Origin of the sequence: Rhodanobacter sp. C05, from assembly GCF_002001165.1 — a bacterium.
Taxonomy (GTDB): Bacteria; Pseudomonadota; Gammaproteobacteria; order Xanthomonadales; family Rhodanobacteraceae; genus Rhodanobacter.
In genome coordinates, this window is record NZ_MUNQ01000006.1 from 324,139 (window position 1) to 348,462 (window position 24,324).

The 24,324-nt window shown below is 64.1% G+C and carries 27 protein-coding genes; 9 read left to right on the top strand and 18 right to left on the bottom strand.

Features of this window, described 5'->3' with window-relative positions; all coding sequences use genetic code 11:
• Nucleotides 1-3: 3 nt before the first annotated feature.
• The 3 genes from B0E51_RS04010 (at nt 4) to B0E51_RS04020 (ending at nt 3,833) form a co-directional block, all read left to right on the top strand.
• The gene (locus B0E51_RS04010) at nt 4-843 is read left to right on the top strand and encodes an NAD-dependent epimerase/dehydratase family protein (RefSeq protein ID WP_077443540.1); all 840 of its coding nucleotides are present in this window, start codon (nt 4-6) and stop codon (nt 841-843) included.
• A gap of 108 nt (nt 844-951) precedes the next feature.
• A complete protein-coding gene (gene mrcB / locus B0E51_RS04015) occupies nt 952-3,297 on the top strand; it encodes a penicillin-binding protein 1B (RefSeq protein WP_077443541.1) in 2,346 nt (781 codons plus the stop codon).
• A gap of 2 nt (nt 3,298-3,299) precedes the next feature.
• Complete coding sequence (locus B0E51_RS04020; RefSeq protein ID WP_077443542.1) at nt 3,300-3,833, top strand: tetratricopeptide repeat protein; 534 nt, start codon at nt 3,300-3,302, stop codon at nt 3,831-3,833.
• 97 nt (nt 3,834-3,930) lie between these two features.
• Here the strand turns inward: B0E51_RS04020 and B0E51_RS04025 are convergent, their stop codons facing one another.
• Nucleotides 3,931-4,320, bottom strand: coding sequence for an MAPEG family protein (locus B0E51_RS04025; protein WP_077443543.1), 390 nt, complete (start codon nt 4,318-4,320; stop codon nt 3,931-3,933).
• A 105-nt stretch (nt 4,321-4,425) separates the two neighbouring features.
• Here B0E51_RS04025 and B0E51_RS04030 point away from each other — a divergent pair, with 105 nt between their 5' ends.
• From B0E51_RS04030 to B0E51_RS04040, 3 genes are read left to right on the top strand one after another with little or no spacing between them, the layout of a single operon-like run.
• Nucleotides 4,426-6,384, top strand: coding sequence for an ATP-dependent DNA helicase (locus B0E51_RS04030; protein ID WP_077443544.1), 1,959 nt, complete (start codon nt 4,426-4,428; stop codon nt 6,382-6,384).
• Between the two features lie 11 nt (nt 6,385-6,395).
• Nucleotides 6,396-6,764: a VOC family protein gene (locus B0E51_RS04035; protein ID WP_077443545.1), complete on the top strand. Its 369-nt coding sequence runs from the start codon at nt 6,396-6,398 to the stop codon at nt 6,762-6,764.
• 42 nt (nt 6,765-6,806) lie between these two features.
• Nucleotides 6,807-7,211: a DUF4440 domain-containing protein gene (locus B0E51_RS04040; protein ID WP_077443546.1), complete on the top strand. Its 405-nt coding sequence runs from the start codon at nt 6,807-6,809 to the stop codon at nt 7,209-7,211.
• A 4-nt stretch (nt 7,212-7,215) separates the two neighbouring features.
• Here the strand turns inward: B0E51_RS04040 and lepB are convergent, their stop codons facing one another.
• The 4 genes from lepB to B0E51_RS04060 all read right to left on the bottom strand — a co-directional run bounded on the left by lepB (nt 7,216) and on the right by B0E51_RS04060 (nt 10,126).
• Entirely contained in the window at nt 7,216-7,890 is a 675-nt protein-coding gene (gene lepB / locus B0E51_RS04045; protein WP_077443547.1) for a signal peptidase I, read from the bottom strand.
• 90 nt (nt 7,891-7,980) lie between these two features.
• Nucleotides 7,981-8,787: a helix-turn-helix transcriptional regulator gene (locus B0E51_RS04050; protein WP_077443668.1), complete on the bottom strand. Its 807-nt coding sequence runs from the start codon at nt 8,785-8,787 to the stop codon at nt 7,981-7,983.
• Between the two features lie 53 nt (nt 8,788-8,840).
• Complete coding sequence (locus B0E51_RS04055) at nt 8,841-9,698, bottom strand: alpha/beta hydrolase (protein ID WP_077443548.1); 858 nt, start codon at nt 9,696-9,698, stop codon at nt 8,841-8,843.
• A gap of 59 nt (nt 9,699-9,757) precedes the next feature.
• The gene (locus B0E51_RS04060) at nt 9,758-10,126 is read right to left on the bottom strand and encodes a nuclear transport factor 2 family protein (protein WP_077443549.1); all 369 of its coding nucleotides are present in this window, start codon (nt 10,124-10,126) and stop codon (nt 9,758-9,760) included.
• 273 nt (nt 10,127-10,399) lie between these two features.
• On the opposite strand from B0E51_RS04060, the gene tsaB reads away from it, so the two are divergent.
• Nucleotides 10,400-11,092: a tRNA (adenosine(37)-N6)-threonylcarbamoyltransferase complex dimerization subunit type 1 TsaB gene (gene tsaB, locus B0E51_RS04065; protein ID WP_077443550.1), complete on the top strand. Its 693-nt coding sequence runs from the start codon at nt 10,400-10,402 to the stop codon at nt 11,090-11,092.
• Nucleotides 11,093-11,546: 454 nt separating this feature from the next.
• Nucleotides 11,547-12,020, top strand: a complete 474-nt coding sequence (locus B0E51_RS19090; RefSeq protein WP_143525781.1) for a hypothetical protein — start codon at nt 11,547-11,549, stop codon at nt 12,018-12,020.
• Between the two features lie 96 nt (nt 12,021-12,116).
• Here the strand turns inward: B0E51_RS19090 and B0E51_RS04075 are convergent, their stop codons facing one another.
• A complete protein-coding gene (locus B0E51_RS04075) occupies nt 12,117-13,157 on the bottom strand; it encodes a YeiH family protein (RefSeq protein ID WP_077443552.1) in 1,041 nt (346 codons plus the stop codon).
• Nucleotides 13,158-13,257: 100 nt separating this feature from the next.
• On the opposite strand from B0E51_RS04075, the gene B0E51_RS04080 reads away from it, so the two are divergent.
• Nucleotides 13,258-14,145 (top strand): LysR family transcriptional regulator, encoded by an 888-nt coding sequence (locus B0E51_RS04080; RefSeq protein ID WP_077443553.1) that lies wholly within the window; start codon nt 13,258-13,260, stop codon nt 14,143-14,145.
• Nucleotides 14,146-14,242: 97 nt separating this feature from the next.
• Here B0E51_RS04080 and B0E51_RS04085 read toward each other — a convergent pair whose 3' ends face one another.
• The 12 genes from B0E51_RS04085 to B0E51_RS04140 form a co-directional block, all read right to left on the bottom strand.
• On the bottom strand, nt 14,243-15,046 hold the full coding sequence (locus tag B0E51_RS04085; protein WP_254424401.1) for a hypothetical protein: 804 nt from the start codon (nt 15,044-15,046) through the stop codon (nt 14,243-14,245).
• A 216-nt stretch (nt 15,047-15,262) separates the two neighbouring features.
• The gene (ptsP, locus tag B0E51_RS04090; RefSeq protein WP_077443554.1) at nt 15,263-17,008 is read right to left on the bottom strand and encodes a phosphoenolpyruvate--protein phosphotransferase; all 1,746 of its coding nucleotides are present in this window, start codon (nt 17,006-17,008) and stop codon (nt 15,263-15,265) included.
• Between the two features lie 68 nt (nt 17,009-17,076).
• A complete protein-coding gene (locus tag B0E51_RS04095; protein ID WP_077443555.1) occupies nt 17,077-17,346 on the bottom strand; it encodes an HPr family phosphocarrier protein in 270 nt (89 codons plus the stop codon).
• On the bottom strand, nt 17,339-17,731 hold the full coding sequence (locus tag B0E51_RS04100; RefSeq protein ID WP_077443556.1) for a PTS fructose IIA subunit family protein: 393 nt from the start codon (nt 17,729-17,731) through the stop codon (nt 17,339-17,341). Before B0E51_RS04100 ends, B0E51_RS04095 begins: the two co-directional genes overlap by 8 nt.
• 37 nt (nt 17,732-17,768) lie before the next feature.
• A complete protein-coding gene (rapZ, locus tag B0E51_RS04105; protein WP_077443557.1) occupies nt 17,769-18,671 on the bottom strand; it encodes an RNase adapter RapZ in 903 nt (300 codons plus the stop codon).
• A gap of 4 nt (nt 18,672-18,675) precedes the next feature.
• Nucleotides 18,676-19,626: an HPr(Ser) kinase/phosphatase gene (hprK, locus tag B0E51_RS04110; protein ID WP_077443558.1), complete on the bottom strand. Its 951-nt coding sequence runs from the start codon at nt 19,624-19,626 to the stop codon at nt 18,676-18,678.
• A gap of 128 nt (nt 19,627-19,754) precedes the next feature.
• Nucleotides 19,755-20,078: a ribosome-associated translation inhibitor RaiA gene (raiA, locus tag B0E51_RS04115; RefSeq protein ID WP_077443559.1), complete on the bottom strand. Its 324-nt coding sequence runs from the start codon at nt 20,076-20,078 to the stop codon at nt 19,755-19,757.
• A 146-nt stretch (nt 20,079-20,224) separates the two neighbouring features.
• The gene (locus B0E51_RS04120; RefSeq protein WP_077443670.1) at nt 20,225-21,691 is read right to left on the bottom strand and encodes an RNA polymerase factor sigma-54; all 1,467 of its coding nucleotides are present in this window, start codon (nt 21,689-21,691) and stop codon (nt 20,225-20,227) included.
• Between the two features lie 101 nt (nt 21,692-21,792).
• Nucleotides 21,793-22,512 carry an LPS export ABC transporter ATP-binding protein gene (gene lptB / locus B0E51_RS04125; protein ID WP_077443560.1) on the bottom strand — a complete coding sequence of 240 codons (720 nt, stop codon included), beginning with the start codon at nt 22,510-22,512 and terminating at the stop codon, nt 21,793-21,795.
• A 3-nt stretch (nt 22,513-22,515) separates the two neighbouring features.
• Nucleotides 22,516-23,094 carry a lipopolysaccharide transport periplasmic protein LptA gene (gene lptA / locus B0E51_RS04130; RefSeq protein WP_343124657.1) on the bottom strand — a complete coding sequence of 193 codons (579 nt, stop codon included), beginning with the start codon at nt 23,092-23,094 and terminating at the stop codon, nt 22,516-22,518.
• Nucleotides 23,078-23,755, bottom strand: coding sequence for an LPS export ABC transporter periplasmic protein LptC (lptC, locus tag B0E51_RS04135; RefSeq protein WP_077443562.1), 678 nt, complete (start codon nt 23,753-23,755; stop codon nt 23,078-23,080). Before lptC ends, lptA begins: the two co-directional genes overlap by 17 nt.
• The gene (locus B0E51_RS04140) at nt 23,752-24,291 is read right to left on the bottom strand and encodes an HAD hydrolase family protein (protein WP_168172568.1); all 540 of its coding nucleotides are present in this window, start codon (nt 24,289-24,291) and stop codon (nt 23,752-23,754) included. The genes lptC and B0E51_RS04140 overlap by 4 nt, the downstream gene beginning before the upstream one ends.
• Nucleotides 24,292-24,324 lie beyond the last annotated feature (33 nt).

Here is a 24,324-nt window from a genome sequence, read left to right on the forward strand (position 1 = left end):
GGAATGACGGTACTGGTCCTTGGCGGCAGCAGTCAGATCGGTCATTTCCTGTTGCCACGACTGCAAGCCAGCGGCGAGCAAGTGCTGGCACTCAGTCGTCATCCACGGCTGCCGCAGGCCGGCGTCGACTGGCTGCAGGGCGCGCTGCCCAATGCGGTGCCGGAGCTGCCACCCTTGTCAGCGATCATCAGCTTCGGGCCGTTGTGGGCGCTGGCCGAATGGTTGGCGCTGGCCCCGCTGTGCGACGCGCCACGGGTGATTGCCACCAGCTCGATGAGCGCCGAGACCAAGCGTGATTCCAGCGTACCAGCCGAGCGTGAGGTCGCGCGCCAGTTGCGTGATGGCGAGGCGGCGCTGGCGGCGGCCTGTGCCCGCCATGGCTGCGCCTGGACGGTGCTGCGACCGACCCTGATCTACGGTGCCGGGCTGGACAAGAGCCTGACGCCGATTGCGCGGCGTGCGATGCGCCTGCGGCTGTTCCCGTTGCCGGCCGGCAGCGGCTTGCGCCAGCCGGTACATGCCGACGATATCGCGCAAGCTGTGCTGGCTGCACTCGAGTGCCCGGCAGCGGCCGGACGCATCGTGCCGATCGGCGGCGGCGAACGGCTGCCGGCAGCCGCCATGTTTGCACGCGTGCGCCAGAGCCTGCCGCGAGCCACGGTGCCGCTGCCGTTGCCGGCGTGGCTGTTGCGGCTGGGGCAGCATGCACTGCCGCCGTTGCGTGGTCCGCTGAACCGGCTCGACGCCGATCTGATTGCCGACAACGACGAGTTGCAGCGTTTGCTCGGGATCAGTCCGCGGCCGTTCCGTCCCGAATCGTCGATGTGGATGTCGCCCGTGTAGACGCGGCCACGTTGCCCTTGTTCTGCCCTGAAACCGGCCGCGACGTTCATATGCGCGCCGGGGTGCAGGCCCTATCATCGAACCACTTTGCTGCCGGATTCCCCCACGTTGGCCTTACTGACTCGTACTCGCTCGTTCGTGCATAGCTGCTGGCCGTGGTTGCGTATCCCGTTCTGGATCGGCACGGGCCTGCTGTTCGGCTTCGTGTTGCCATACACGCTGGTGCTGAACAAGCGCGTGCAGGATCGCTTCAATGACCTGGTCTTCGCTGTGCCCACGCGCGTCTATGCGCGGCCGCTGGCACTGGCTGCCGACACGCCGATGACACCAGCCGCGCTCGAACTGGAGCTGACCTTCGCCGGCTACAGCCAGGATGGCCATGGCGAGGTGGCCAGCAGCTGGATGAGGCAGGGCACCCGCTACACGATCTCCTCGCGCGGTTATGCCGGCCCGGATGGTGGCGAGCTGCCCAAGCGCATCCGCGTCACTCTGGGCAGCGGTGTGGTGCAGTCGGTGCAGGACATCGGTGCCGGCAAGAGCATGGCGCTGGCCCATCTGGATCCGGCACGCATCGCCACGCTGTACGGCGCCAAGCAGGAAGAGCGTCGCTTCGTGCGGCTGGCCGACGTACCGCCGCTGCTGCTCGGTGGTCTGCAAGCGGTCGAGGATCGCGATTTCAAGCACCACCTGGGCGTCGACTTCAGTGCGATCGCACGTGCCGCCTTCGCCAACCTGCGCGCCGGGCATACCGTGCAGGGCGGTTCGACGCTGACCCAGCAGCTGGTGCGCAATCTGTTCCTGAACCGCGACCAGAACTTCACGCGCAAGATCAACGAAGCGTTGATGTCGATGTTGCTGGAGGCGCATTACAGCAAGGACCGGATTCTCGAGGCCTACGTCAACGACGTGTTCCTCGGTCAGCAGGGCGATCAGGCGGTGCATGGTTTTGCTGCGGCGTCGGAGTTCTACTTCGGTCGCCGGCTGGAGGATCTGCGGCCGCAGGAGATCGCCTTGCTGGTCGGCATGGTGAAGGGGCCGAGCTACTACGACCCGCGCCGCGCGCCCGAACGTGCACTGACCCGGCGCAATCTGGTGCTGCAGGAGTTCGTCAGCACGGGTTTGCTCACCGCAGCACAAGCCAATGCGGCGCAGGCTGCCCCGCTGGATGTCGTCAGCAATGGCCAGTTGCCGCACAATCGCTTCCCGGCCTTCATGCAGCTGGTACGCACGCAGATCATCAACGATTTCGACGACGATACCCTGAGTCAGGGCAATCTGTCGGTCTTTACCACGCTCGATCCCGCCGCTCAGCTATATGCAGAGCAGGCGATCACCAGCACCATGAAGGGGCTCGGCAAGCGTGCCGACATGCTGCAGGCGGCAGCCGTGGTAACCGATGCGCAGAGTGGCAGCGTGCTGGCCGTGGTCGGCAGCAAGATTCCGGGCGACCAGGGCTTCAACCGCGCGCTCGATGCACGGCGCCCGGTCGGTTCGACGATCAAGCCGTTCGTCTACCTGGTGGCGTTGACCCAGCCCGAGCGCTGGAACCTGGCCAGCCAGCTCGATGACAGTCCGATCAGCATGCGCCAGCCCGATGGCAGCAGCTGGACGCCGCAGAACGACGACAACCAGAGTCATGGCCAGGTGCCGATGGTCAATGCGCTGGCGCAGTCGTGGAATCTTGCCAGCATCCGCCTCGGTCTGAGCGTGGGCATACCGCGAATCAAGGCGTTTCTCGAATCGTTCGGTCTCAGCAACGTCAATCCAGGTCCGTCGCTGCTGATCGGCGCGCTGGATCTGGCGCCGCTGCAACTCACCCAGCTGTACCAGTATCTGGCGGCCGACGGCCACGCGCTGCCGCTGGTGGCGGTGCGCGGCGTGGTCGACGGCAACGGCCTCACCATCAAGCGTTACCAGGTGCAGGGCGGCAACGGCGAATATCAGGATGCCGTGCATCTGACTACCTGGGCGATGCAGCAGGTGGCGTTGCGCGGCACCGCGAGCGCGATCGGCAGTTCCGGACTGGCCTCGTTGCACGCGGCCGGCAAGACCGGCACCAGCAACGACACGCGTGACAGCTGGTTTGCCGGCTTCACCGGCGAACATCTGGCAGTGTTCTGGATGGGTCGCGACGACAACAAGTCGACCGGTCTGTTCGGCGCCACCGGTGCGCTGCGTGCGTGGCGCGAGCTGTTTGCCAAGTTGCCGACTCAGCCACTTTCCGCCGCGCCGGCCGCCGGGCTGGAGATGGCATGGATCAACCCGGCCGACGGCAAGCGCACCGAGTCGCAATGCGAAGGCGCGCTGCAGGTTCCGGTGATTGCCGGCACACTTTCCAGTGATACCGAAGGCTGCTTCTGGCAGGGTGTGCAGAACCTGTTCGGTGGTGGCGATCACCCAGCCTCCACCAGCAGCGCCACGCCTGCCGCAACCGATACTCCTATCCGGAACTGACCATGTTGCATCCGTTCAAGCGATTCTCCGCGACTTCCGTACTGCTCGCAGTCAGTCTGCTTGCCGGCTGCAGTCTGTTCGAGCGGACGCCAGCGCCGGTCACGCCGGCCGCGGTGCCGGATCACGACATGATCGGTGCGATCCACGCCGCCGGCGATCGCGAAAAATCCATCATCGACGTCAATCCGCTGCGCGATCCCGGTGTGGCCATGTTGCAGGATCAGGCCAGGAATGATGAGCAGGCCGGCCGCTATGCCGACGCGGCAGCCAAGCTCGACCAGGCACTCAAGCTCAGCCCTGAGTCGCCCGACCTGCTGCAGGAACGCGCGGAAATGGCGATACGCCTGAAGGACTACGCCACCGCCGAACGGCTCGCCCACCAGTCGTGGTCACTCGGTCCCAGGCTGGGCCCGCTGTGTGCGCGCAACTGGCAGACCGTCGTGGAAATGCGTCTGCAGGCCGGTGACGAAGCCGGCGCCGATACCGCGCGCAAGTGGGTGCAGCAGTGCCACAAGGCGGGTGTTTCGCGGTATTGAGTCAAGGATGCCTGCGGCGGTTCGCTATCTTGATGTACTCATGCAGTTCTGCGGCGAGTCCGCGCACGCTGCCACGATGCGCATGAAGCGGGTAGCTTTAGAACAATGCCCCCAGCAACAGCACGATGCCAACGATGCTCACTGCCCAGGCCAGGGTGCGTACGTAGGCAACGCCGGCAGCGTACAGCGGCACGTAAACCAACCGGCTCCAGAAGTAGAGCTGCGTACCGAGCACGGTCATGTTGTCGTGACGCTGCAGCAGATGGCCGGCGAGCACGACGGCGAGGAACAGCGGGAAGGTTTCCAGGAAGTTGGCGCGGGCGCGATCGAACCGACCGCCGATGCCAGTGAGCGGTGGCAGGACGGCGTCGCGTGCACCTGCGGCCCAACCCAGGCCGCGCTGGCTGACGGAAAAAGTCGCGGCGATCGCGATCTGCACCAGCCCCAGCACAACACTCCAGCACAGCATGCTCAGTTCGGTCGTCATGATGCGTTTCTCCCGTGGTGGTGTCGGCATGGTGAAGCATTGCCATAGCCCATGCCAGTGGATGACCAGGTTTGCCGCGTCGACCTACTCGGCCATACTTGAGGGATGACCGATTTCGATGACAGCGGGTCCGACGATGTGGGTACCTTGCTCGGAGCCGATGGCCCGTTCGCGCGCGAGCTGCCGAACTTCGCGCCGCGGCTGGCGCAGCAGGCGATGGCGCGCGCGGTGCAGCACGCGATCGCCGGACGCGACACGCTGATTGCCGAGGCTGGTACCGGTACCGGCAAGACCTTCGCGTATCTGGTGCCGGCGTTGTTGTCCGGCGAGCGCGTGATCATCTCCACCGGAACCAAGACGCTGCAGGACCAGCTGTATTTCCGTGATTTGCCGAAAGTGCGTTCGGTGCTGGGCGCGCGGCTGAAGACGGCTTTGCTGAAAGGGCGCGCGAACTATCTGTGCCTGTACCGGCTCGACCAGACCGTGCGCGAGGGCGCCACCTACGAACGCACGCAGGCGGCGCAGCTGGCGACGATCCGCGCATGGTCGGCGCGTACGCGCCGTGGCGACCGGATGGAGCTGGCCGAGGTGCCGGAAGAATCACCACTGTGGCCGCGTGTCACCTCCACGCCGGAAAACTGCCTTGGCGTGGAGTGTCCGTTCTTCGACGACTGTCATGTGGTGAAGGCGCGCCGCGAGGCGATGGAGGCGGACGTGGTGGTGGTCAATCACCATCTGCTGTTTGCCGATCTGGCGTTGAAGCAGGAGGGTTTCGGCGAGATCCTGCCGGGCGCGGCCGCCTTCATCCTGGATGAGGCGCACCAGATTCCCGAACTGGCGGGCCAGTTCTTTTCGCAGAGCATCAGTGCGCGTCAGCTGAGCGAACTGGCGCAGGATGCGCTGACCGAATGCAACGGCATCACCGGCGCGATCGGCCTTCTGCTGGAGCCGGTGGAGGCGCTGCAGGATGCGCTGCGCAAGCTGCGGCTGGCGATGGATGCCTTGCCATCGCGCGGTGCGTTCCAGCAACTGGAGGATCGTGCCGGTGTGCGCGAGTCGCTGCACGACCTGCGCGAACTGCTGGCCACGCTGGCCGAGCTGCTCGCTTCGCAGGACGAGCGTTCGCGCGGCTTCGCCAATCTGCACGAACGTGCCGAGTTGTTCACTGGACGGCTGGACCGCATCGTCGAGTCGCACGGTGATCGTGATGTGCGCTGGTACGAGACATTTCCACGTGGCTTCGCGCTGTACGCCACGCCACTGGATCTGGCGGTGCCGATGCGCGGCCTGCGCGAGCGTACCCATGCGGCGTGGATCCATACTTCAGCCACGCTGTCGGTGGCTGGCAACTTCGATCACTTCGCGCGCCAGCTCGGGTTGGATGATCCGCAGACGCTGAGTCTGGAAAGTCCGTTCGATTATGCGCGACAGGCATTGTGCTACCTGCCATCCGGCCTGTCCGATCCGAACGCACGCGATTACACCGAACAGGTGATCGAGACGGTGTTGCCGGTGCTGCACGCCTCGAATGGCCGCGCGTTTCTGCTGTTCACCTCGCATCGCGCGCTGCGTCGAGCGGCTGAGCTGCTGCAGGACAAGGTGCCGTGGCCGCTGTTCGTGCAGGGCACTGCACCGCGGCCGCGACTGCTGGAGGAATTCCGCGCCAGCGGCCATGGTGTGTTGCTGGGTGCGGCGAGTTTCTGGGAAGGCGTCGACGTGGTCGGCGAGGCGCTCAGCGTGGTGGTGATCGACAAGCTGCCATTCGCTGCGCCCGACGATCCGGTGCTGACGGCGCGGCTGGAGGCACTCGAACAATCCGGCATCAATCCGTTCATGGGCTGGCAGGTGCCCAGCGCGGTGATCGCGCTGAAGCAGGGCGCGGGTCGGCTGATCCGCGACGTGCACGATCGCGGCGTGCTGGTGCTGTGCGATCCGCGGCTGACCACCAAGGGCTATGGCAAGCTGTTCCTGGCCAGCCTGCCGTCGATGCCGCGCACGCGCGAGCTGGCGGATGTGCAGGCATTCTTTGACAATGCCAAAGCCTCGGCAGCCGCCGCAGGTTGAGGAGGCGGGACATGGCAAAGGCGATCGGACTGGGCGGGATCTTCTTCAAGGCACGCGACCCGGCTGCCCTCAGCGCGTGGTACGCGAAGCATCTTGGCCTGTCTCTCGAAGACTGGGGTGGCGTGCGTTTCGACGAGGATGCTGCGCGTCCCGGTTTCACGTTATGGGCACCGTTCGCCGCCGACACCGGCTACTTCGCGCCGAGTGTGCAGCCGTACATGGTCAATTTCCGCGTGGATGATCTCGATGCATTGCTGACGCAACTGCGCGCGGCCGGGGTCACGGTGGACGAGCGCACCGACACTAACGAACTGGGCAGCTTCGGATGGATCATGGATCCGGAAGGCACGCGCGTCGAACTGTGGCAGCCGCCGGCGTAAACGTGCGTGCATGCGCCTGACGACAAATGCGAGGATCCGACGATGACGGCCGAGACGGAACCCGATCTGTTCACCTCACCTGAGCTTCTCGGTGTGCTGGAAGAACTGCGTGAACGCGAACCGATCTTTCATCGCCCCGAGTTCGGCGCCAGCCGCGCCGACTTCGAGCGCATGACCGAGACGGACTTCCGGGAAGTGGGCGCCTCCGGTCGGCGCTACAGTCGGCAGTACGTACTCGACGTGCTCGACGCACGGCGTGACTCGCTCGAACCGGATATATGGGAGACCTCCGAATTCCACTGTCGCCAGCTCGCCACGGATATCTACCTGCTCACCTATACGTTGCGACAGGACTCACGACTGACCCGGCGCGCGACTATCTGGCGGCATGCGTGGGACGGTTGGAAGATCGTGTTTCACCAGGGCACTGAAGTAGCAGGAAGCTGAGCCGTCAGTCCAGGGCTGCGCCGAAGCGATCATTTCGCGGAAGGTAGTGATGCTGAGGGTCCAGTGAAGCGGCTACGTAACGCGAGCGACCGACGATCTCGCCGCGCGGGAAGAAGCCGAAATAGCGCGAATCCATGCTGTTGTCGCGATCGTCGCCGAGCAGCAGGTACTGACCCGCGGGTACCTTCACCGGCCCGAAGTTGCTGGCCGGGCTGGGCCAATTCACGGACAGCCGTATTGCGTGACGCATGTCGCCATAATGTTCGATTTCGTAATGCGCCGGATTCAGCAGGTCGTCGTGGATGCCGCCGTAACTTCCGTTGGCGTAGCTGGCCGCATGGCCGTTGATGTAGAGCACGTTGCCGCGCATCGCCACTTCATCGCCAGGCAGGCCGATCACCCGTTTCACCAGCCGTTCGTTGGCGGCGTGGGAATCCAGCACCACGATGTCGCCGCGTTGCGGGTCGGCCAGATGCAGCAGCGAGATGTGGGTCAGCGGCAGGCGGATGTCGTAGGCCGCCTTGTCGACGAGGATGCGGTCGCCGATCTTGATGGTGGGCTGCATCGAACCGGTCGGCACCACGTTCCAGTCAGCCACCGCGCTGCGGAACATGATCATGCACAGCATGAAGGTGATGAAACCTTTGTTGCGTGCCAGAAACTTCGCGAGCGTGTGCATGAGTTCCCCTGTCCTTCGCCGGATTGGCGTTTCAGCGGTGCAGTGCTGTTGCGGCCTGTGATGGAGTGACCATGTGCACGGAGCGAAGTTTCACGGATACGGCGCGGCCATCTCGCGCAACCGCTCTGCCGTTTCCGCATCGGCCGGTACGAAGGCTTCCAGCGCAAGTTCGGCGAGGGTGATGTCGACCGGACTGCCGAACACGGTGGTGGTGCTGAGCATGGAAAGCACCACGCCGTCGACTTCCAGTTGCATGGGCACGGCGATGGCGGAGGGCATGGCGACTTCGGCGATGGCGTCGGGCGCGGGCAGCGCCTGCAATTCGCGCAATAGGGCGAGCAGTTGTGGATCGTGGCAGGCATCGATCTGCTGGCGCAGGCGGTGCAGCAGATGCGCGCGCCATTGCGCGAGATTGCGGATGCGTGGGGCGAGTCCGGCGGAGTGCAGGCTCAGGCGCAATACGTTGATCGGCGGTTGCAGCAGTTCGGGTGCCACGCCAGTCAGCAGGCGCAGCGTGGCCTGGTTGCTGGCGACGAGTTGCCAGTAGCGGTCGACGGCGAGTGCGGGATACGGCTCCAGGCCTTTCAGCAGCAGGTCGATGGTGTGGCGGGCGGTGGCCAGTGCGGGATCGTCCAGCGGCCGTTCCTTGAAGGCCGGGGCAAAACCGGCGGCGGTCAGCAAGGCGTTGCGTTCGCGCAGCGGGAGGTCGAGGTATTCGGCCAAGTGCAGGATCATGTCGCGGCTCGGTTGCGAGCGACCTGACTCGACGAAGCTCAGGTGCCGCGTGGAGATCTCGGCACCGGTGGCGAGGTCGAGTTGGCTCAGGCGCCGATGACGGCGCCATTCGCGCAACAGATCGCCGACGGGGCGTGGGGTATCGGTAGGCAGGGCGCTCATGGCGTGATGATGCCAGTGCGCGCCCATGCCGTGGTGTGCGGGTGCCGTCGAAATCATGCGGCGGCCTGGGTGCATGGGGCTCTAGTGCGCCCGGAAACAGGTGTCTCCCGCACGAAGGTGAGGATGTCGGTCGTCAGCCGCTCGAAGTGAGTGTGGTACAGGCCATGCGGCGCACCGGCATATTCGAGGTAGCGGCTGTGCGGTACCAGCGCTGCGATGGCGCGGCCCTGCTGCACTGGCTCGCTGACGTCGCGGTCGCCATGCACGACGAGCAGCGGTACGTCGATGGCGCACAGTTCGTCGCGTTGATCCACATGCGTGGCGCGGAAGCATTCGACCAAGGCGTGCAGCGAGGCATCGAGCACGATGTCGATGGTGTGACGGATGGTTTCCGGCGAGGTACCGGTTTCGGCGGGAAGGAAGAAACCGTCTGCGCTGTCGGCCAGCCATTTCGGCAAGTCGCGGCGCATATCGGCCAATGCCAGTTCGGCCGTGGCGTTGTCCATGCTCCATGCATCGCGGCTGCCGTCGAGATAGCTCGGTGCCACCGGGGCCAGATACACCACGCGGGCGATACGTCCGCTGCCATGGCGGGCGAGGTAGCGCGTGCATTCGCCGGTGGCCATCGAGTGGGCGACCAAGGTGACCTCACGCAGGTTCAGGTGATCGAGCAGCTCGGCCAGGTCGTCGGCGAGGCGGTCGTAATGGTAGCCGCGGCCGGGATCATCGGAGCGACCGTGGCCGCGTCGATCCATCGCGATGCAACGGAAGCCGAGTTCATTGAAGTACAGCATGTGCGATGCCCAGGCGCGCGAGTCGAGCGCCCACGAACTGACGAACACGATGGGCTGGCCGCTACCCCAGTCACGGTAGAGCAGGCGGGTACGATCGCTGGTTTCGAAATGACTCATGGTGGAAGTCCTCTTGGGTTGGCAGGAAGGGCCACGGCTGCGGGCCGCCGCCCAGGGGTTCAGGCGGCGACCGGCACCTTGTCGAGGAAGCCGTGCACCTGGCGGATGCGACCCTCGTCGAGCACGGCAACATCGAAGCCGATCACCAGCGGCTCGTCCGCACCGGGTTCGGCCAGGTGCCAGTGGAAACGGGCGATGTCGTGGTGTGCATCGACGTTGCCGGCGAGGCGGAACACGTGGCCGGGGAACATGCTCTGCACCGCGGCGATGGTGGCGTCGATCGCCTCCCAGCCGCGTGCCTCGATCAATGGGTCGGTATAGGTGGCGTGTTCGGCGTAGACGTCCTCGATCAGTGCGCGTCGGCGCAGCGCGTCGGTCTCGTTCCATCCCTGCAGGTATTTCTCGATGAGTTGGCGAGTGGTGTTCATGGCGTGTGCTCCTTTGCTGTGGGTGTGGATACAGCTTGCGGGCACTACGTGGGTGAGGCGATTACCTTGCAGGTAATGGAATGAGTCGCGTACGGGTAGGCGATGGCCGCATGAATGCCCGCGTTTCGCCCGCGGCGGCGCCGCACGTGCTGCTGTGATGGGCACTCCGGACAACTGGGGAGTGCAGGACATGCGCAATCGGGCACTTGGAGCAATAGCCACCGTGCTGGGCGGGCCACCGTCAATCCCGCCAGCCGCTATCATGGTGCAACCATGAATCTGCTTGCGATCGAAACCGCTACTGAAGCCTGCTCCGTTGCCCTGATCCACGGCGACGAACTGATCGCGCGCAGCGAAATGGCACCACGCCGGCACACCGAGCTGGTGCTGCCGATGGCCGATGCCTTGCTGGCTGAAGCCGGCATCGGTCGTCATGCACTGGATGCGATCGCCGTGGGCCGTGGCCCCGGGGCGTTCACCGGTGTACGGCTCGGCGTGTCGCTGGCGCAAGGTATGGCGCTGGCACTGGATCTGCCGGTGATCACGATTTCATCGCTGGCCGCGCTGGCGCTGGAAGCGCCGGAAGAGGAAGGCACCGCGATCCTCGCCGTGATCGATGCGCGCATGGGCGAGATCTATGCCGCCTGTTACCGTCGGGATGACAACGGCGGATTGATCGCGCTGGACGACGAACGCATCTGCACCGCCGAGACCCTGCAGTTGCCGCAAGCCGCTGCGTGGCAGGTCGTCGGCAGCGGCTGGGCTACTTATGCCACGGTGTTGTGCGAACGCCTTACTGGCACGCTGCATTCGGCCGATGGCTTGCGCTATCCACAGGCTGCGCATGTCGCCGAGTTGGCGCTGCGCGAATTCAAGGCTGGCCATGCGCAGGCGCCGGAGCTGGCGTTGCCGGTGTATCTGCGCGACAAGGTGGCGTTGACCCTGGTGGAGCAGGGTAAGGTGTGAGCTTTGTACGTTGGCGCAATCGGAGCAAGAGTGATCAATTGAGCGGCAGCAGCTGGTTTATCAAGCAACGTATGCCCCTATGACTGTTTGGAAATTCGCAACGATCGTGTCATCTTCATGCGTACTTGCGTTGAGTGTATTCGGCGTATTTATTTTACTGCAGGCCGATGGAACAGCGAGGCTGGATTCTCACGGTGTAGCGGTCCTCGCGGGAACTGTTTTGTATCTTGAATTGTTCATATTCGCGCTTGTTTCGTTGGCGGGATATTTCTTCAAGACGTTCGGAAAAATTCGCAAGGGTGAAGATTGGCAAACGATGGTCCGCGGGGTTGGGATACGCGACCTGTGGGGTCTCATCGTTTCAATAGCTCTCGGCATCGTCTCTCTATTGATTGGCAGATATCTCTTCAATTTGGGGCGATAGGGACGCGCTTCAGTCGAGGAGAAACTTCAAATGAACAAAAGTCTAGATGAGCTTTTCGACCAGGCAGACAAGCAGCTGCAGGATCTGGAGGCCGAATCTCGTGAAAAGGAGGCTGCCAAGCCGATTGACCAAGAAGTCGATCGGGAAGATTTGCTTCGTTTCAATCAGCCTTCCATCGGCCAGCAGTCCTATGCGGCTCGTCACCCTTACCAGGTGTGGTTTTCAATCGCACTGGTACCGCTGCTTGCGATGCAGATCTACTGGGTGTTTACGGCGCCACGAGCAACAGGTCCATACCACTTGGTTATGGGTAAAGTACAAAGTAGCTCCGCTATTTGGTCTGGCCGCATGCACTACGGAACTGTAATTGCTTCGGAGGTAGCGTTGCCGGATGGCCGGGTTGTCAGCATTCGCGTGGATTCAGGCAGGTTCCTGCGTGCAGGTACGGTTGTAGGTGTTCGTGTATACGACACAGGCGCCGTCGCACCCGATCGACTGTTGTAGCGATTGAATAATTTGTTGCTGATTTACGTTTTCCCGAAGATGTACGTCGGAAATGATGGATCTGCAATTTCTGCATGAGCCACACGATGTCCTGTCTCACATCTGCCCAATCACCAGCTGTACCAGCAAGCTGCTCACTGACACGGCGATCCACACGCCCAGACCTAGCAGGATCGGCCGTGCACCGCTGGCGGCCATTCGGCGCAGGTTGGCCGACAGACCAATTGCAGTCAGCGCGACGATGATCAGGAATTCCGCCAGCAGGTGGATCGCTGGCTGGATGACGACGGGGATCAGCCCAGCGGTGCGCACCGCTGAGGCAACCAGAAACCACAGGATGAACCACGGGAAGATGCTGGCGAGGCTGAAATGGCCGACGCTGCCTTCCTGCTTGTGCCGGCGTTTTTCGCGTGTGGCGACCACGAAGGCCAGCACCAGGCAGACCGGGATGATCAGGGTGGCGCGGGTCAGCTTGACGATGGTGGCGTAGTCGCCGGCGGCGTGGCTGTAGCTGTAGCCGGCGGCGACGACCGACGAGGTGTCGTTGATAGCGGTGCCGGCCCACAGGCCGAAGCCCATGTCGGACATGTGCATCAGGTGACCGAGCAGCGGGAACAGCAGCACCGCGACCAGGTTGAACAGGAAGATGGTGGAGATCGCGAACGCGGTGTCGTGGTCGTCCGGCCGGATGATCGGGGTCACCGCGGCAATTGCCGAGCCGCCACAGATCGCAGTGCCCACGCCGATCAGGATCTTCAGCTTGTCGTGCACGCCGAGCCAGCGCCCAATCAGCCGCGCGGCGAGGAAGGCCACGGTCATCGTCACCAGGGTCACCGACAGCGATTCGAAGCCGGTCTTCGCCACCTGGCTGAGGCTGAGTCCGAAACCCAGCGCGATGATCGACCACTGCAGCACGTACTTGCCGGCGAATGCGATGCCCGGCTGGTAACGCTCGCCCGGAGACAACAGGTTGCGCACGATGATGCCGAGCACGATACCGATCACCGGACCACCGATCAGCGGCGCGTAACGTCCCAGCGCCATGGCCAGTACACCGATCGCCACCGCCAGCAACAGGCCCGGTGCGCGCATGCGCAGCGTGGAATGGGTAAGGGTGGCGATGGATGACGCGTTCATGCATGGACTCCGACAGTTGCGCCATTGTCCGCGTCCGCATCAATCAGGAAAACTTGGAATATCTGATCAGATGTATAAGGAGGACTGATAAGATCAGCTGATGATCAATATCAGTCCGCGCCAGCTGGATGTGTTCGTGCAGATCGCGTTGCACGGCAGCGTGCGTGCCGCCGCTGAGCGGCTGTACCTGACCCAGCCGGCCGCCAGCATGGCGCTGGCGGAAATGGAGCGGCAGCTGGATGCGCCGGTGTTTGCGCGCGAGCGCGGTCGCTTGCGCCTGAACGCGCGCGGACGCGAATTGCTGCCGCTGGCGCAGGAACTGCTGGAGAGGCATGCCGAATTCGGCCGGCGCGGCAGTGAAGATGGCACCGCGCTGGGGGGGGAGCTGCGCATCGGCGCCAGCAACACCGTGGGCAATTACCGCGTCGGTGAACTGCTGGGCGCGTTCGTGCGCGCGCATCCGCAGGTGGCGATTCGTCTGCGTGTGGGGAACACCGAGACGATTGCCGCCGGCGTGCTCGATCATAGTCTGGACATTGGTTGTGTCGAAGGGCCGGTGACCCACCCTTTGCTGGAAGTGCGGCCATGGCGTGACGACCTGCTGGTGGTGTGCGCACCGCCGGAGCATCCCCTGGCGCGCAAGCGCAGCCTCAAGCCGGCGGATTTCGCTGGCGCTCGCTGGGTGCTGCGCGAGCCCGGTTCGGCCACGCGCGCGATCAGCGAACGCGTGCTGGCACAGTTGCCGCCCGGCGAGACCGTGCTTGAACTCGACCAGATCGAGGCGATCAAGCAGGTCGTGGTCGCCGGACTCGGCATCGCCTGCCTGCCCGTGGTCGCGGTGACCGATGCGCTGGCAACGGGACGGTTGAAGGCGCTGAAAACGCCGTTCCTGGACCTGCGCCGCAAGCTTTCGTTGCTGTTGCACAGGCAGAAATATCGCGGAGCCTTGCTGGATGCCTTTCTCGACAGCACCGGCTTTGGCGGCTGAGTTCGCGCAGAAGTCTGCAGGCCATCCATGGCCTGCGAAATCCCTGAAGTCGTGTGCGTGCGAGAGTCGCTGGAATAAAGCGTGATTCGCGGCAGTTCTATTGCTTCGCCGCCACAAGCGACATGCTGGTTCCGCGCAGCTTGTCGTTGACCGCGATGGTCATCGTCTTGCCATCGGCCGCAACCGTCATTTTCGCGATGCTGATCACCTTGCCATCGCGCTTGTCAGTTTCCTGCAGGGTGTTCTTGTCGAGCTTCTTCACCGAGACGCTGGTGGTCCCCGGATCGCCCTTGTATGGCGCATCCGTGCCATCCGTTTTCGCACTGTAGGACTGCCCGGTCGGACTGGTCATGCTCAGGCTGTCGCCGTCGACCTTGTAGGTGAAGGTCAGCCCGTTGTCCGAGACATTGCCGTAGCTTGTCGTTCGCCATGAACCGGAAATGGCGTGCGCGCCGGCCGGACCCTTGGCGACGCGCATCATGGTGCCTTTGCCCGTCACCGGATCCGCATTGGTGTTGCTGCTGTCGGTGAATTCGAATGTCGCCGTCTTGTCGTCGGGAGCCACCGTCATGGTGGATGTTGCGACGACCTTGCCGGCTTTCTTGTCTGTTTCCTGGATGGTGTGATCGTCGACAACCTTGACGGCCATCATGTCGAAATATGGGTGCCCGGTGACCTGCTGGCCCGTGCCGTCTGCCTTGATGCTGATCGCCGGGGCGCAGGTCTTGCAGTCGTACATGCCGTTCTGCAGCAGCAGGACGTCCGGCTTCTTCGGTGCATGGACCTTGCTCAGGTCGACCTTCCAGGTGCCGTCGAAGGCACTCTGTGCCATGGCTGGCGTGGGCATCCACCAAGCCACCAGCAGTCCTCCGAGCAGTCCGGCAAAAAGTGATTTCTTCACGATGGTTCCTCCCCGTAACCGTTGATCGGTGCGCGGGATAGTCGGAGTTGCCGTGTTGAATTCCGGGTCGTCCGAATCACACGCTGCCGCATTCCCCTGACCGTCGACAGTGCGCCGGGATATGTAAAAAGTACCGGAACCATTCGTGAAAAATTGGGAATCAGGGGGCTGCGAATGCATTGCCTGTCGATGGGCTGCAGGCGGGATGCCTGAATTTCAGTTCAGGGCTGAAGCGCCCACGATTTCGCTCAGCAGAGCCTCGGCTTGTTCGTGCGTATGTGCACGCAACAGCCGTGCGGCATGGCGTCGAAGGTGAGTGTGGTCAAGCGTGGCCAGGCGGTCGCGCACCTGCAGGATCTGCCCCGGATGCATGCTGAATTCGTGCAGGCCCAGCATCAGAAGCAGCGCGGTGAAGTTCACGTCGCCGGCGATCTCGCCGCACAGGCTCACCGGTTTCTTCGCGCGGCGTCCGGCGCTGATCACGTGCGACAACAGTCGCAGCAGGGCTGGTTGCAGCGGGTTGTAGATGTTCTCCAGCGCATCGTTGCCGCGGTCGGCGGCGAGCACGTACTGGGCCAGGTCGTTGGTGCCGATGGCGAGGAAATCGGCGTGCTCCAGCAGTGCGCGCACGTTGATCGCTGCCGCAGGCACCTCGATCATCGCACCGAGAGGCAGCTTCTCCGGCAGGTCGATGTTCTCGCGCTTGAGTTCCTGCCGGGCCAGCTTGAACAGCGTGCGCACCGCGATCAGTTCGTCCGGCTGGGTCACCATCGGCACCAGCACGCGCACCGGACCGTAGCAGGCAGCGCGCAGGATCGCGCGGATCTGGGTGGAGAACACTGCCGGGTAACGCAATGACAGGCGCACGCCGCGCACGCCGAGCGCCGGATTGTCCTCGCCGCGCAGCACCAGGCCGGCGGCATCGGCCTTGTCGGCACCAAGATCCAGCGTGCGGATCGTCACTGGCAGGCCGCCCATGCCCATCACCAGGTCGCGATAGGCGATGAACTGTTCGTCTTCGGATGGCAGTCCCTTGTGCTTGAGGAACAGGAATTCGGTACGGTACAGGCCGACACCGTCGGCACCGCGCGCGCGCGCGTTTGCCACGTCGGCGGGGGTTTCGGCGTTGGCGTACAGGCAGATTTCGACATCGTCGCGAGTGCGCGTGGGCGCGTTCGCCAGCTTGGCCAGGCGGCGCCCCTCGATCACCGCCTCGCGCTGCCAGGCGCGATAGCGCGACAGGTCCTGCGCGGTGGGGTGCACGATCGCTTCGCCGCGCTCGGCGTCGAGCAGGATCAGGTCGTCGTCGTGGATGTTCGACAGGGCGTCGCGGGTGCCGACCAGCATCGGCAAGCCGAGGCTGCGCGCGAGGATCGCGCTGTGCGAATACGGGCTGCCGGAACTGCCGACCACGCCGAGCAGGCCGTTACCGGCCAGCTGCGCCATGTCGGCCGGCGCGATGCTGTCGGCGATCAGGATCTCGCCCACACGCGCGGCCAGCTTGCGTTCTTCTGGACTGGTCTGCCGCTGCAGGGCGGAGATCACCCGATTGATCACCTGCTCGACGTCTTCCTTGCGGCTGCGCAGATACGGATCGTCCATGGCCTCGAACACGGCGGACAAACGGTCGCGCTGTTTCTTCAGTGCGGCGCCGGGGCGGTAGTGGCCGATCCGGACCAGATCATCCAGTCCGCGCAGCAACTCCGCGTCGTCCAGCAACAGGCTGTGCGCATCGATGAACTCGTTGACTTCGCGCGCCAAGGCGCCATGCAGCTTGCCGCGCAGTTCGCGCAGCTCTTGCCGGGCCGTGTCCAGCGCCCGGTGCAGATGCTCCAGCTCGACCTCGATCTCTTCCTCGGCCAGCGGCCGGGTGTCGACGGTGTAGCGGCTGGGCTGCACCAGCCGGGCCCGTCCCAGCGCCATGCCGTGGGCAGCGATCGTGCCGTTGAGCACGTGCCTCATGCGCGCCGCTTCTCATGCCGGATCGGCATGGGCAGGGCAACCAGCAGCTTGGCAGACGCACGATCCATTCAGGCTCCTTCGTCGAACTTGCGCTCGAACAGCGCGGCTACGGCGGTCAAGGCGGATTGCTCATCCGGGCCGTCGACGCGGATGGTCAGCGGGGTGCCGATACCGGCGGCCAGCATCATCACGCCCATGATGCTCTGCGCGTTGATCTCGCGACCCTTGCTGACCAGCCACACGGTGGATTTGAAACCCTGCACCAGCTGCACCAGTTTGGCGGAGGCACGCGCGTGCAGGCCGAGCTTGTTGGAAACGACGATTTCTTGTTCAAGCATGATCGATGAAGATTCCCCCGCGGCCACCGCTGGCCGCAATCTCGGCCAGTTCGTCCAGTGGTTTTTCCGCATAGTTGAGTACGCGCAGCAGCATCGGCAGGTTGAGCCCCGACACGCAGCGAATATGGACACCCAGCGCACCGAGCGACAGGCCGATATTGCATGGCGTGGCGCCGTACAGATCGGCCAGTACCAGCACGCCATCGCCCTGGTCGAGTTCGCGCGCATGGCGCACGGTCAGTGTACGCATCACGTCAGGATCGGACTGTGGCGGAATCTCCACTGCAGCGACTTGCAGCGGCAGTTTCGGCATCACGTGATGCGCGGCGGATATCAGTGCCTGGCCGACCGCCTCGTGGGTCATCAACAGCAAGCCGACGCTCATGACACGCTCCCGGTGATGTGTTCATGCAGCATGATCTTCATTCCAGCTCACGATGGAAGGTGAGCACACCTTCGCGGCGATCGCGGTAATAGGCAGCGAGCTTCTCGACCAGGTAGACCGAACGGTGCCGACCGCCGGTGCAGCCGACCGAGATCGTCACGTAGCTGCGATCGTCCTGCTCGAAGCGCGGCAGCCATGCATCGAGCCAGCGCGCGGTATCGACGAAGTATTCGGTGACCAGCGGTTCGGCGTCGAGGAATTCGCGCACCGCTGCATCCTTGCCCGACAGCGGGCGCAGATGCGCATGCCAGTGCGGGTTCGGCAGGCAGCGCGCGTCGAACACGAAATCCGCATCCAGCGGCAGGCCGCGGCGGAACGCAAACGACTGGAACATCAAGGTGAGTCCCTCGGTCGCCTGTGCGTAACCGGTGGCGACGAGGCGGCGCAGCTGGTGCACGTTCAGTTCACTGGAATCGATCACCTTCTCGGCGATCGCCATCAGTGGACGCAGCAACCGGCGCTCCTCGACGATCGCGTCGGCCAGCGACACGCGGCGGGTGGCCAGCGGATGGCGGCGACGGGTTTCCGAATAGCGCTTGATCAGCACCGCATCGCTGCAGTCCAGAAAGATCAGGTGCACCTGCACGCCGGCGGCGGCCAGTCCCGACAGTACGGTCGGCATGTGCGCGAAATCCGCGCCGCGGTTGCGCACGTCCACGCCTACCGCGATGCGCCGGTGCTTGCTGTTGCCTTCGATCACGGCGTTGACCAGTTGCGGCAGCAAGGCCGAGGGCAGGTTGTCGACGCAATAGAACTCCAGGTCCTCCAGCGCACGCAGCGCCACCGTCTTGCCGCCACCGGACATGCCGGTGAGCACGATCAGGTGGATCTCGTGCGGATCGACCAGCGGATTGAGCAGGGGTGGATTGGTCTCGTTCATGGCATCACCACGGAGGCAGCCGACGCAGCTGGTGCGCCTGGCGATCGATGAAGGTCTGTGCGGGGTCGATCCCCTTGCTCTTCAGCGCGTGGCTGCGCACAGCCGCCTCGACCAGCACGGCCAGATTGCGTCCAGGCGCCACCGGGATGGTGATCATCGGTACCGGCACGTCGAAGATCTCGCGATGGCCGATGTCGCCGGTGAGGCGGGTCAGCGCATCGGTTTCCTCGCCCTCGCGCATGGGCTTGAGGTGGATCACCAGTCGCAGGTACTTGGACGGCTTGACCGACATGTGGCCGAACATCTCGCGCACGTTGAGCACGCCGAGGCCGCGCACTTCCAGCAGGTCCTGCAGCAGCTCGGGGCAGGTGCCGTCAATCACGTCCGGCGCGATCAGGGTGAACTCGGTAGCGTCGTCGGCAACCAGCCGATGGCCGCGGCTGATCAGTTCCAGCGCCAGCTCGCTCTTGCCGGAGCCGGCTTCGCCGGTGATCAGCACACCGATCGAGAACACCTCGAGAAACACACCATGCAGGGTAGTCTTCGCCGCCAGCATGCGCGCCAGGTGGTATTGCAGATAGGTAAGCAGCTCATGGCCGCGTTTGGGGCTGATCCACAGCGGCGTGTTGGTTTCCTCGGCAACCTCGCGCAGGTCAGCCGGCACCGCCTGGTCCTTGGTCACGATCAGTGCCACCGGCTGGTAGGCGGCGATCTTGTGCATCACCTCCCAGCGCTGGCGCGAATCCAGCGCGTCGAGGAAGTTCAGTTCCTCGGTGCCGATGATCTGGATCTTGTTCGGATAGATGACGTTGAGGTAGCCGATCAGCGAAGGCCGGCGCGACTGTGCGGCACCGGGTTCGATCACGCGCGTTTCCCCGCGCATGCCGGACAGCCAGCGCAGGGCCATGCGTTCGTGGACGCCGTCGTAGAGTTGTCGCGCGCTGATCCGGTCCAAGCGAAGGTCCCTTGTGCCGCATGGCGAGCCCGGTGGGCATCTGCGGCAACGTGACCATTGTGCCAGCTTGGACGGTTAGGCGTCTTCGGAACGAAGGCGGCCCGCCGGAGGGCGGGCCGCGGGAGGGATCAGCCGAACTGGCGCGCTTCGCGTGCCTCGTGCTGATGCTTGTCGCTGACTTTCTCGCGATGTTTGCGCAACTGGTTGACCAGCTTGTCGAACAGGATGTCGATGGAGGCATACATGTCGGCTTCGGTGGCTTCGGCATGCAGGGTGGCGCCGATCACGCCCAGCGTGCCCTCGGCACGTTGTCGGAGCTTGTCGACCGACAGCACGATGGCAAGGCTGAGCAGTTTGTCGTCGAGGCGCGTGAGGCGGTCAAGCTTGGCGGTGGCGTGGTCGCGCAAGGCCGGGGTGACTTCAATCTGCTGGCCGCTGAGTTGGAATTGCATGGGGCGCCTCCTCTGGTGCTGCAGGCCGCGTTTCGCGGCGGGATGGACGTGCCGTAGCCGGGAGGGCGGCGGCACATCGTCAATCATCTCTCAGGTATGGGAACGCTTTTGTGAGAACCAAGTTCCCGACAGGTTTGGGACGCGGATCAGCTGGCGCGCTGACGTTCGCTGGAGCTGGGAATGCGCAGCCCCTCCCTATATTTGGCCACGGTGCGGCGCGCGACCTGGATGCCCTTGCGCTGCAACTCCTCGGCTATCGCCTGGTCGGAAAGCGGTCTGCGTGCATCCTCCGCGTCGATCAACTTGCGCAACATGGCCTGGATGGCGGTAGCCGAGGCACTGCCACCGTCCTCGGTGGAGACGCCGCTGGAAAAGAAGTACTTCAGCTCGAACGTGCCGCGTGGAGTATGGATGTATTTGCGGGTGGTGACGCGCGAGATGGTCGACTCGTGCATGCCCACTTCCTCGGCCACTTCACGCAGTACCAGCGGGTGCATCGCTTCGGGGCCGTAATCGAGGAACGCGCTCTGTCGGCGCACGATAGCCTCGGCCACCTTGAGCAGGGTTTCGGCGCGCGATTCCAGGCTCTTGATCAGCCAGCGTGCCTCCTGCAGCTGGCCGCGCATCCAGCTGGCGTCTTCGCTGCGGGCCTTTGCGATCAGGCCGCAGTAATGCTGGTTGAGTCCGAGCCGTGGTTGTGCGTCCGGGTTCAGGCTGACCTGCCAGCGGCTGCCGTTGCGCAGCGCATAGACATCCGGCGCGACATATTCCACCGGGGTGGCGTCGAGGGCAGCACCCGGGCGCGGGTCGAGGCTGCGGATCAGTATCGCGGCGCAGGTCACGTCGTCCTCGCTGACCCGCAGGCGGCGCGCCAGTCTCGCGATGTCATTGCGCGCCAGCAGTTCCAGCTCGCTGTCGACCACGCGCAGGGCCAGTTCGCGTTGCGGCGTGCCCGGATCGAACTGTTCAAGCTGCACGCGCAGGCAATCGCGCAGGTCCAGGCTGCCCACCCCGGCGGGATCGAAGCCCTGCAGCCGCTTGCGTACGGCGTCGACCTCGTCGAGGCTGGCCTTGAGGTCGGCTGGCAGCACGGCCAGTACCGCCTCCAGTCCCTCGGACAGGTAGCCGTCGGCATTCAGGGAGTCGATCAGTACGGTGGCGATCAGGTGCTGGCGCGGATTGAACAGCGCCATGTTGAGCTGCCACAACAGGTGTTGCTGCAGTGTCTCCGGTGCAGCGTTCTGCGGTTCGAAATCATCGTCGCCCCGGGAACCGACGCTGCCGCTGCTGCTGACACTGCTGCTGGAGAAATCGATCGGCGATTCAGCCACGACGCCATCAGCCCATTCGCTGTTGTCATCGCTGTCGTTCTGGCTGCTGCCTGCGGCAGCGACGCTTTCGGCGCTCGGGTACTCGCTTTCGGCGCTTTCGCGGTCGACCGCTTCCTCGTCCTCGATTTCCTCGGCGAACTCCAGCAGCGGATTGCTCTCTGCGATCTGCCGCAGTTCGGCTTCCAGCTCCAGCTGCGACAACTGCAGCAGACGGATCGCCTGCTGCAGTTGCGGCGTCAGGGTCAGCTGCTGGTGGAGACGAAACTGCAGTGCGGGTTTCATGCCAGCCAGGTCGAATGAATTCGCGGTCATCCTAACGCTTGCCTGCGGGCGCGGCCATAGCCGCACGCAACCGCTTGCCGCACAACACTAAAGAACAGGAATCAGAGGCGGAATTCGCGGCCCAGATAGACCTCGCGCACCCTTTCGTCGGCGAGGATGTGCGCCGGGGTGCCGCGGGACAGCACCTCGCCTTCGCTCATGATGTAGGCGCGGTCGCAGATTCCCAGCGTTTCGCGCACGTTGTGGTCGGTGATCAGCACGCCGATGCCGCGCTCCTTCAGGTGGCGCACGATGCGCTGGATTTCACCGACCGAGATCGGGTCGACGCCGGCAAATGGCTCGTCCAGCAGCATGTAGCGCGGCCGTGCGGCCAGCGCCCGGGCGATTTCAACGCGGCGACGTTCACCACCTGACAGGCTGACACCTTTCTGGTCGGCGATGTGGCTGATCTTCAGCTCGTCGAGCAGGCCTTCCAGTTCACTGTTGCGCTGCTGTTCGCTCAAGCCCTCGCGCAGTTCCAGCACCGCCAGGATGTTGTCGGCCACGCTGAGCCGGCGGAATACCGAGGCTTCCTGCGGCAGGTAGCCGATGCCGAGCTTGGCGCGGGCATGCATCGGCAAGCCGGTGATGTCCTGTTTGTCCAGCTTGATGCTGCCGGCATCGGCCTCGATCAGGCCGACCACCATGTAGAAGCAGGTGGTCTTGCCGGCACCGTTGGGACCGAGCAGGCCGACGACCTCACCCTCGCGGATCGAGAAACCGAAGTCACGCACCACTTTGCGTGCCTTGAAACTTTTCTGCAGACCTTCAGCGGAGAGCATCGGTTATGGTTGCCTCTGCGAAGACGTCGACGAACTGCTGGCCGGCGTCGAAGCGGGCTTGGCTGCACTGGATGCCGAGGCGGGCTTGGCGGCAGAGGGTGCTGCCACTGGCTGGGTGGAGGCCGGCTTGGCCGGCGTCACCGGATGCGGTTTTGGCAGGAAGGTCATGTGTACGCGGCCATCGCCGTTGCTTTCGCCGGTGATGTAGGCGGTCTGGGTGTTATAGGTGAGCTTGTCGCCATGCGCCTCGCCACGTCCCTGCTGGTGCACCACGGCATCGGTGATGAGCACGGCAATGCCGTTGATGTTGTCGTAGTCCAGCGTGAGCGCGTCGCCGGTCATCAGATTGCCGCTGTCGTCCAACTGCTCGATATGCGCGGGCTTGCCCGTTACCACGATGCGGCTCACCTGCTGGTCGCCATCCACGTGGATCTTGGCCAGGTCACCGGTCACCTTCATGGTGCCTTGGGTGATGAGGACGTGTCCGGTCAGCGTGGTGATGCTGTTGGGTGCATTGAAGCCGTCGAAACTGTCGGCGTGCACCACGTTCATCGGCTGGTTGCGGTCATCCTGCTTGGCCAACGCCGGTTGCAGTGCCAGCAGTCCCAGGAGTACCAGGCCGAACCGGATGGTTCTTCTGGCGCGGGATAAGTGTGCCGTGGACGTCATGGAGTAGTTCCAGATGATTTTCGTTGAGATTGGCGCGCATGCCAATGCCGTTCATTCTACTGTCGCCCTGCGTCATCAAGGCGGCCTCCGCGGTTTCCATGCGGTTTTCCTTCGGCCACGCGGTGATTTCCGAGGTATGCAGGGTGGCTACGGGCTGGGCAACACCCGTTGCATCGATGAACGCCGGGCGGTGCAGATAGACCGGACCCTGCAGCTTCAGCAGGGTGCCCGGCTTGTTGACCCAGCCGTACAGGGATTCGCCCTCCCAATCCGGTATGCCAGGTTGCTTGGCAGGCATCTGGAAGGTGGGTGAATTGAGGTAGAGCGATTCGTCGCTCTCGCGGCGCTCGAGATGTGGCGACTGCACACGCAATCCAGGCGTGCCATCGACGTCGTATTCGGTCACACGCGCATTGGTCAAGGTATAGCCGGAGCGTGGCGGCCCGACAAAATCCTGATTTGACGCGGGTGGCCCCAGCCACCATTGCAACACCTGCAGGATACCTGCCGCCAGGGCAATCAGGGCGATCGAGGCCGGCAGGCGTCGGTCACGCAACCAGAGCCACAGCTTCACTGCCAGCGCTCCCGTTCGGCGGCGCTCTTGCCCTGGGCGAGCAGGATCAGGTCGCAGACTTCACGCGCGGCGCCCATCCCGCCGCTCTTGCTGGTCTGCCAGTGCGCCTGCTCGGCGACCCAGGGATGTGCATTGGCCACGGCCACGGCCAGCCCCGCAATGCGCATCGGCGGCAGGTCGGGCAGGTCGTCGCCGATGAAGGCAGCCTGTTCAGGTGTCAGGTGCAAGGCGTCCAGCAGTTCCAGCAGGCAACTGCGCTTATCCCCCTGGCCCTGATAGACGTGGGCGATATCCAGTTCCTGCGCACGCAGCGCAACCGGTTGGCTGATCCGTGCCGTGATCAAGGCCACCTGCACCCCGTTCGTCTGCAACTGCTTCAGGCCAAGACCGTCGTGCACATGGAACAGCTTGGCCTCGTGACCGTCCTCGCTGTACCACAGGCGCCCGTCGGTCAGGGTGCCGTCGACGTCAAACACCGCCAGGCGCACCTTGGCAGCACGGTCTAGGAGGTCGGCAGGCAGGTCAGCCAGATACATGGAAGATATGGGCTCGTGCAGTGGTGATTGAAG

Coding starts and splice junctions, on each gene's coding strand:
- B0E51_RS04095 (WP_077443555.1), bottom strand. CDS start 17,346: ATGCTTGAACAAGAAATCGTCGTTTCCAACAAGCTCGGCCTGCACGCG.
- B0E51_RS04010 (WP_077443540.1), top strand. CDS start 4: ATGACGGTACTGGTCCTTGGCGGCAGCAGTCAGATCGGTCATTTCCTG.
- B0E51_RS19090 (WP_143525781.1), top strand. CDS start 11,547: ATGAACAAAAGTCTAGATGAGCTTTTCGACCAGGCAGACAAGCAGCTG.
- B0E51_RS04035 (WP_077443545.1), top strand. CDS start 6,396: ATGGCAAAGGCGATCGGACTGGGCGGGATCTTCTTCAAGGCACGCGAC.
- B0E51_RS04080 (WP_077443553.1), top strand. CDS start 13,258: ATGATCAATATCAGTCCGCGCCAGCTGGATGTGTTCGTGCAGATCGCG.
- B0E51_RS04025 (WP_077443543.1), bottom strand. CDS start 4,320: ATGACGACCGAACTGAGCATGCTGTGCTGGAGTGTTGTGCTGGGGCTG.
- B0E51_RS04075 (WP_077443552.1), bottom strand. CDS start 13,157: ATGAACGCGTCATCCATCGCCACCCTTACCCATTCCACGCTGCGCATG.
- rapZ (WP_077443557.1), bottom strand. CDS start 18,671: ATGAACGAGACCAATCCACCCCTGCTCAATCCGCTGGTCGATCCGCAC.
- B0E51_RS04040 (WP_077443546.1), top strand. CDS start 6,807: ATGACGGCCGAGACGGAACCCGATCTGTTCACCTCACCTGAGCTTCTC.
- lepB (WP_077443547.1), bottom strand. CDS start 7,890: ATGCACACGCTCGCGAAGTTTCTGGCACGCAACAAAGGTTTCATCACC.
- B0E51_RS04020 (WP_077443542.1), top strand. CDS start 3,300: ATGTTGCATCCGTTCAAGCGATTCTCCGCGACTTCCGTACTGCTCGCA.
- B0E51_RS04055 (WP_077443548.1), bottom strand. CDS start 9,698: ATGAGTCATTTCGAAACCAGCGATCGTACCCGCCTGCTCTACCGTGAC.
- B0E51_RS04140 (WP_168172568.1), bottom strand. CDS start 24,291: ATGTATCTGGCTGACCTGCCTGCCGACCTCCTAGACCGTGCTGCCAAG.
- raiA (WP_077443559.1), bottom strand. CDS start 20,078: ATGCAATTCCAACTCAGCGGCCAGCAGATTGAAGTCACCCCGGCCTTG.
- ptsP (WP_077443554.1), bottom strand. CDS start 17,008: ATGAGGCACGTGCTCAACGGCACGATCGCTGCCCACGGCATGGCGCTG.
- tsaB (WP_077443550.1), top strand. CDS start 10,400: ATGAATCTGCTTGCGATCGAAACCGCTACTGAAGCCTGCTCCGTTGCC.
- lptB (WP_077443560.1), bottom strand. CDS start 22,512: ATGCTCTCCGCTGAAGGTCTGCAGAAAAGTTTCAAGGCACGCAAAGTG.
- B0E51_RS04030 (WP_077443544.1), top strand. CDS start 4,426: ATGACCGATTTCGATGACAGCGGGTCCGACGATGTGGGTACCTTGCTC.
- B0E51_RS04120 (WP_077443670.1), bottom strand. CDS start 21,691: ATGAAACCCGCACTGCAGTTTCGTCTCCACCAGCAGCTGACCCTGACG.
- B0E51_RS04060 (WP_077443549.1), bottom strand. CDS start 10,126: ATGAACACCACTCGCCAACTCATCGAGAAATACCTGCAGGGATGGAAC.
- B0E51_RS04050 (WP_077443668.1), bottom strand. CDS start 8,787: ATGAGCGCCCTGCCTACCGATACCCCACGCCCCGTCGGCGATCTGTTG.
- B0E51_RS04100 (WP_077443556.1), bottom strand. CDS start 17,731: ATGAGCGTCGGCTTGCTGTTGATGACCCACGAGGCGGTCGGCCAGGCA.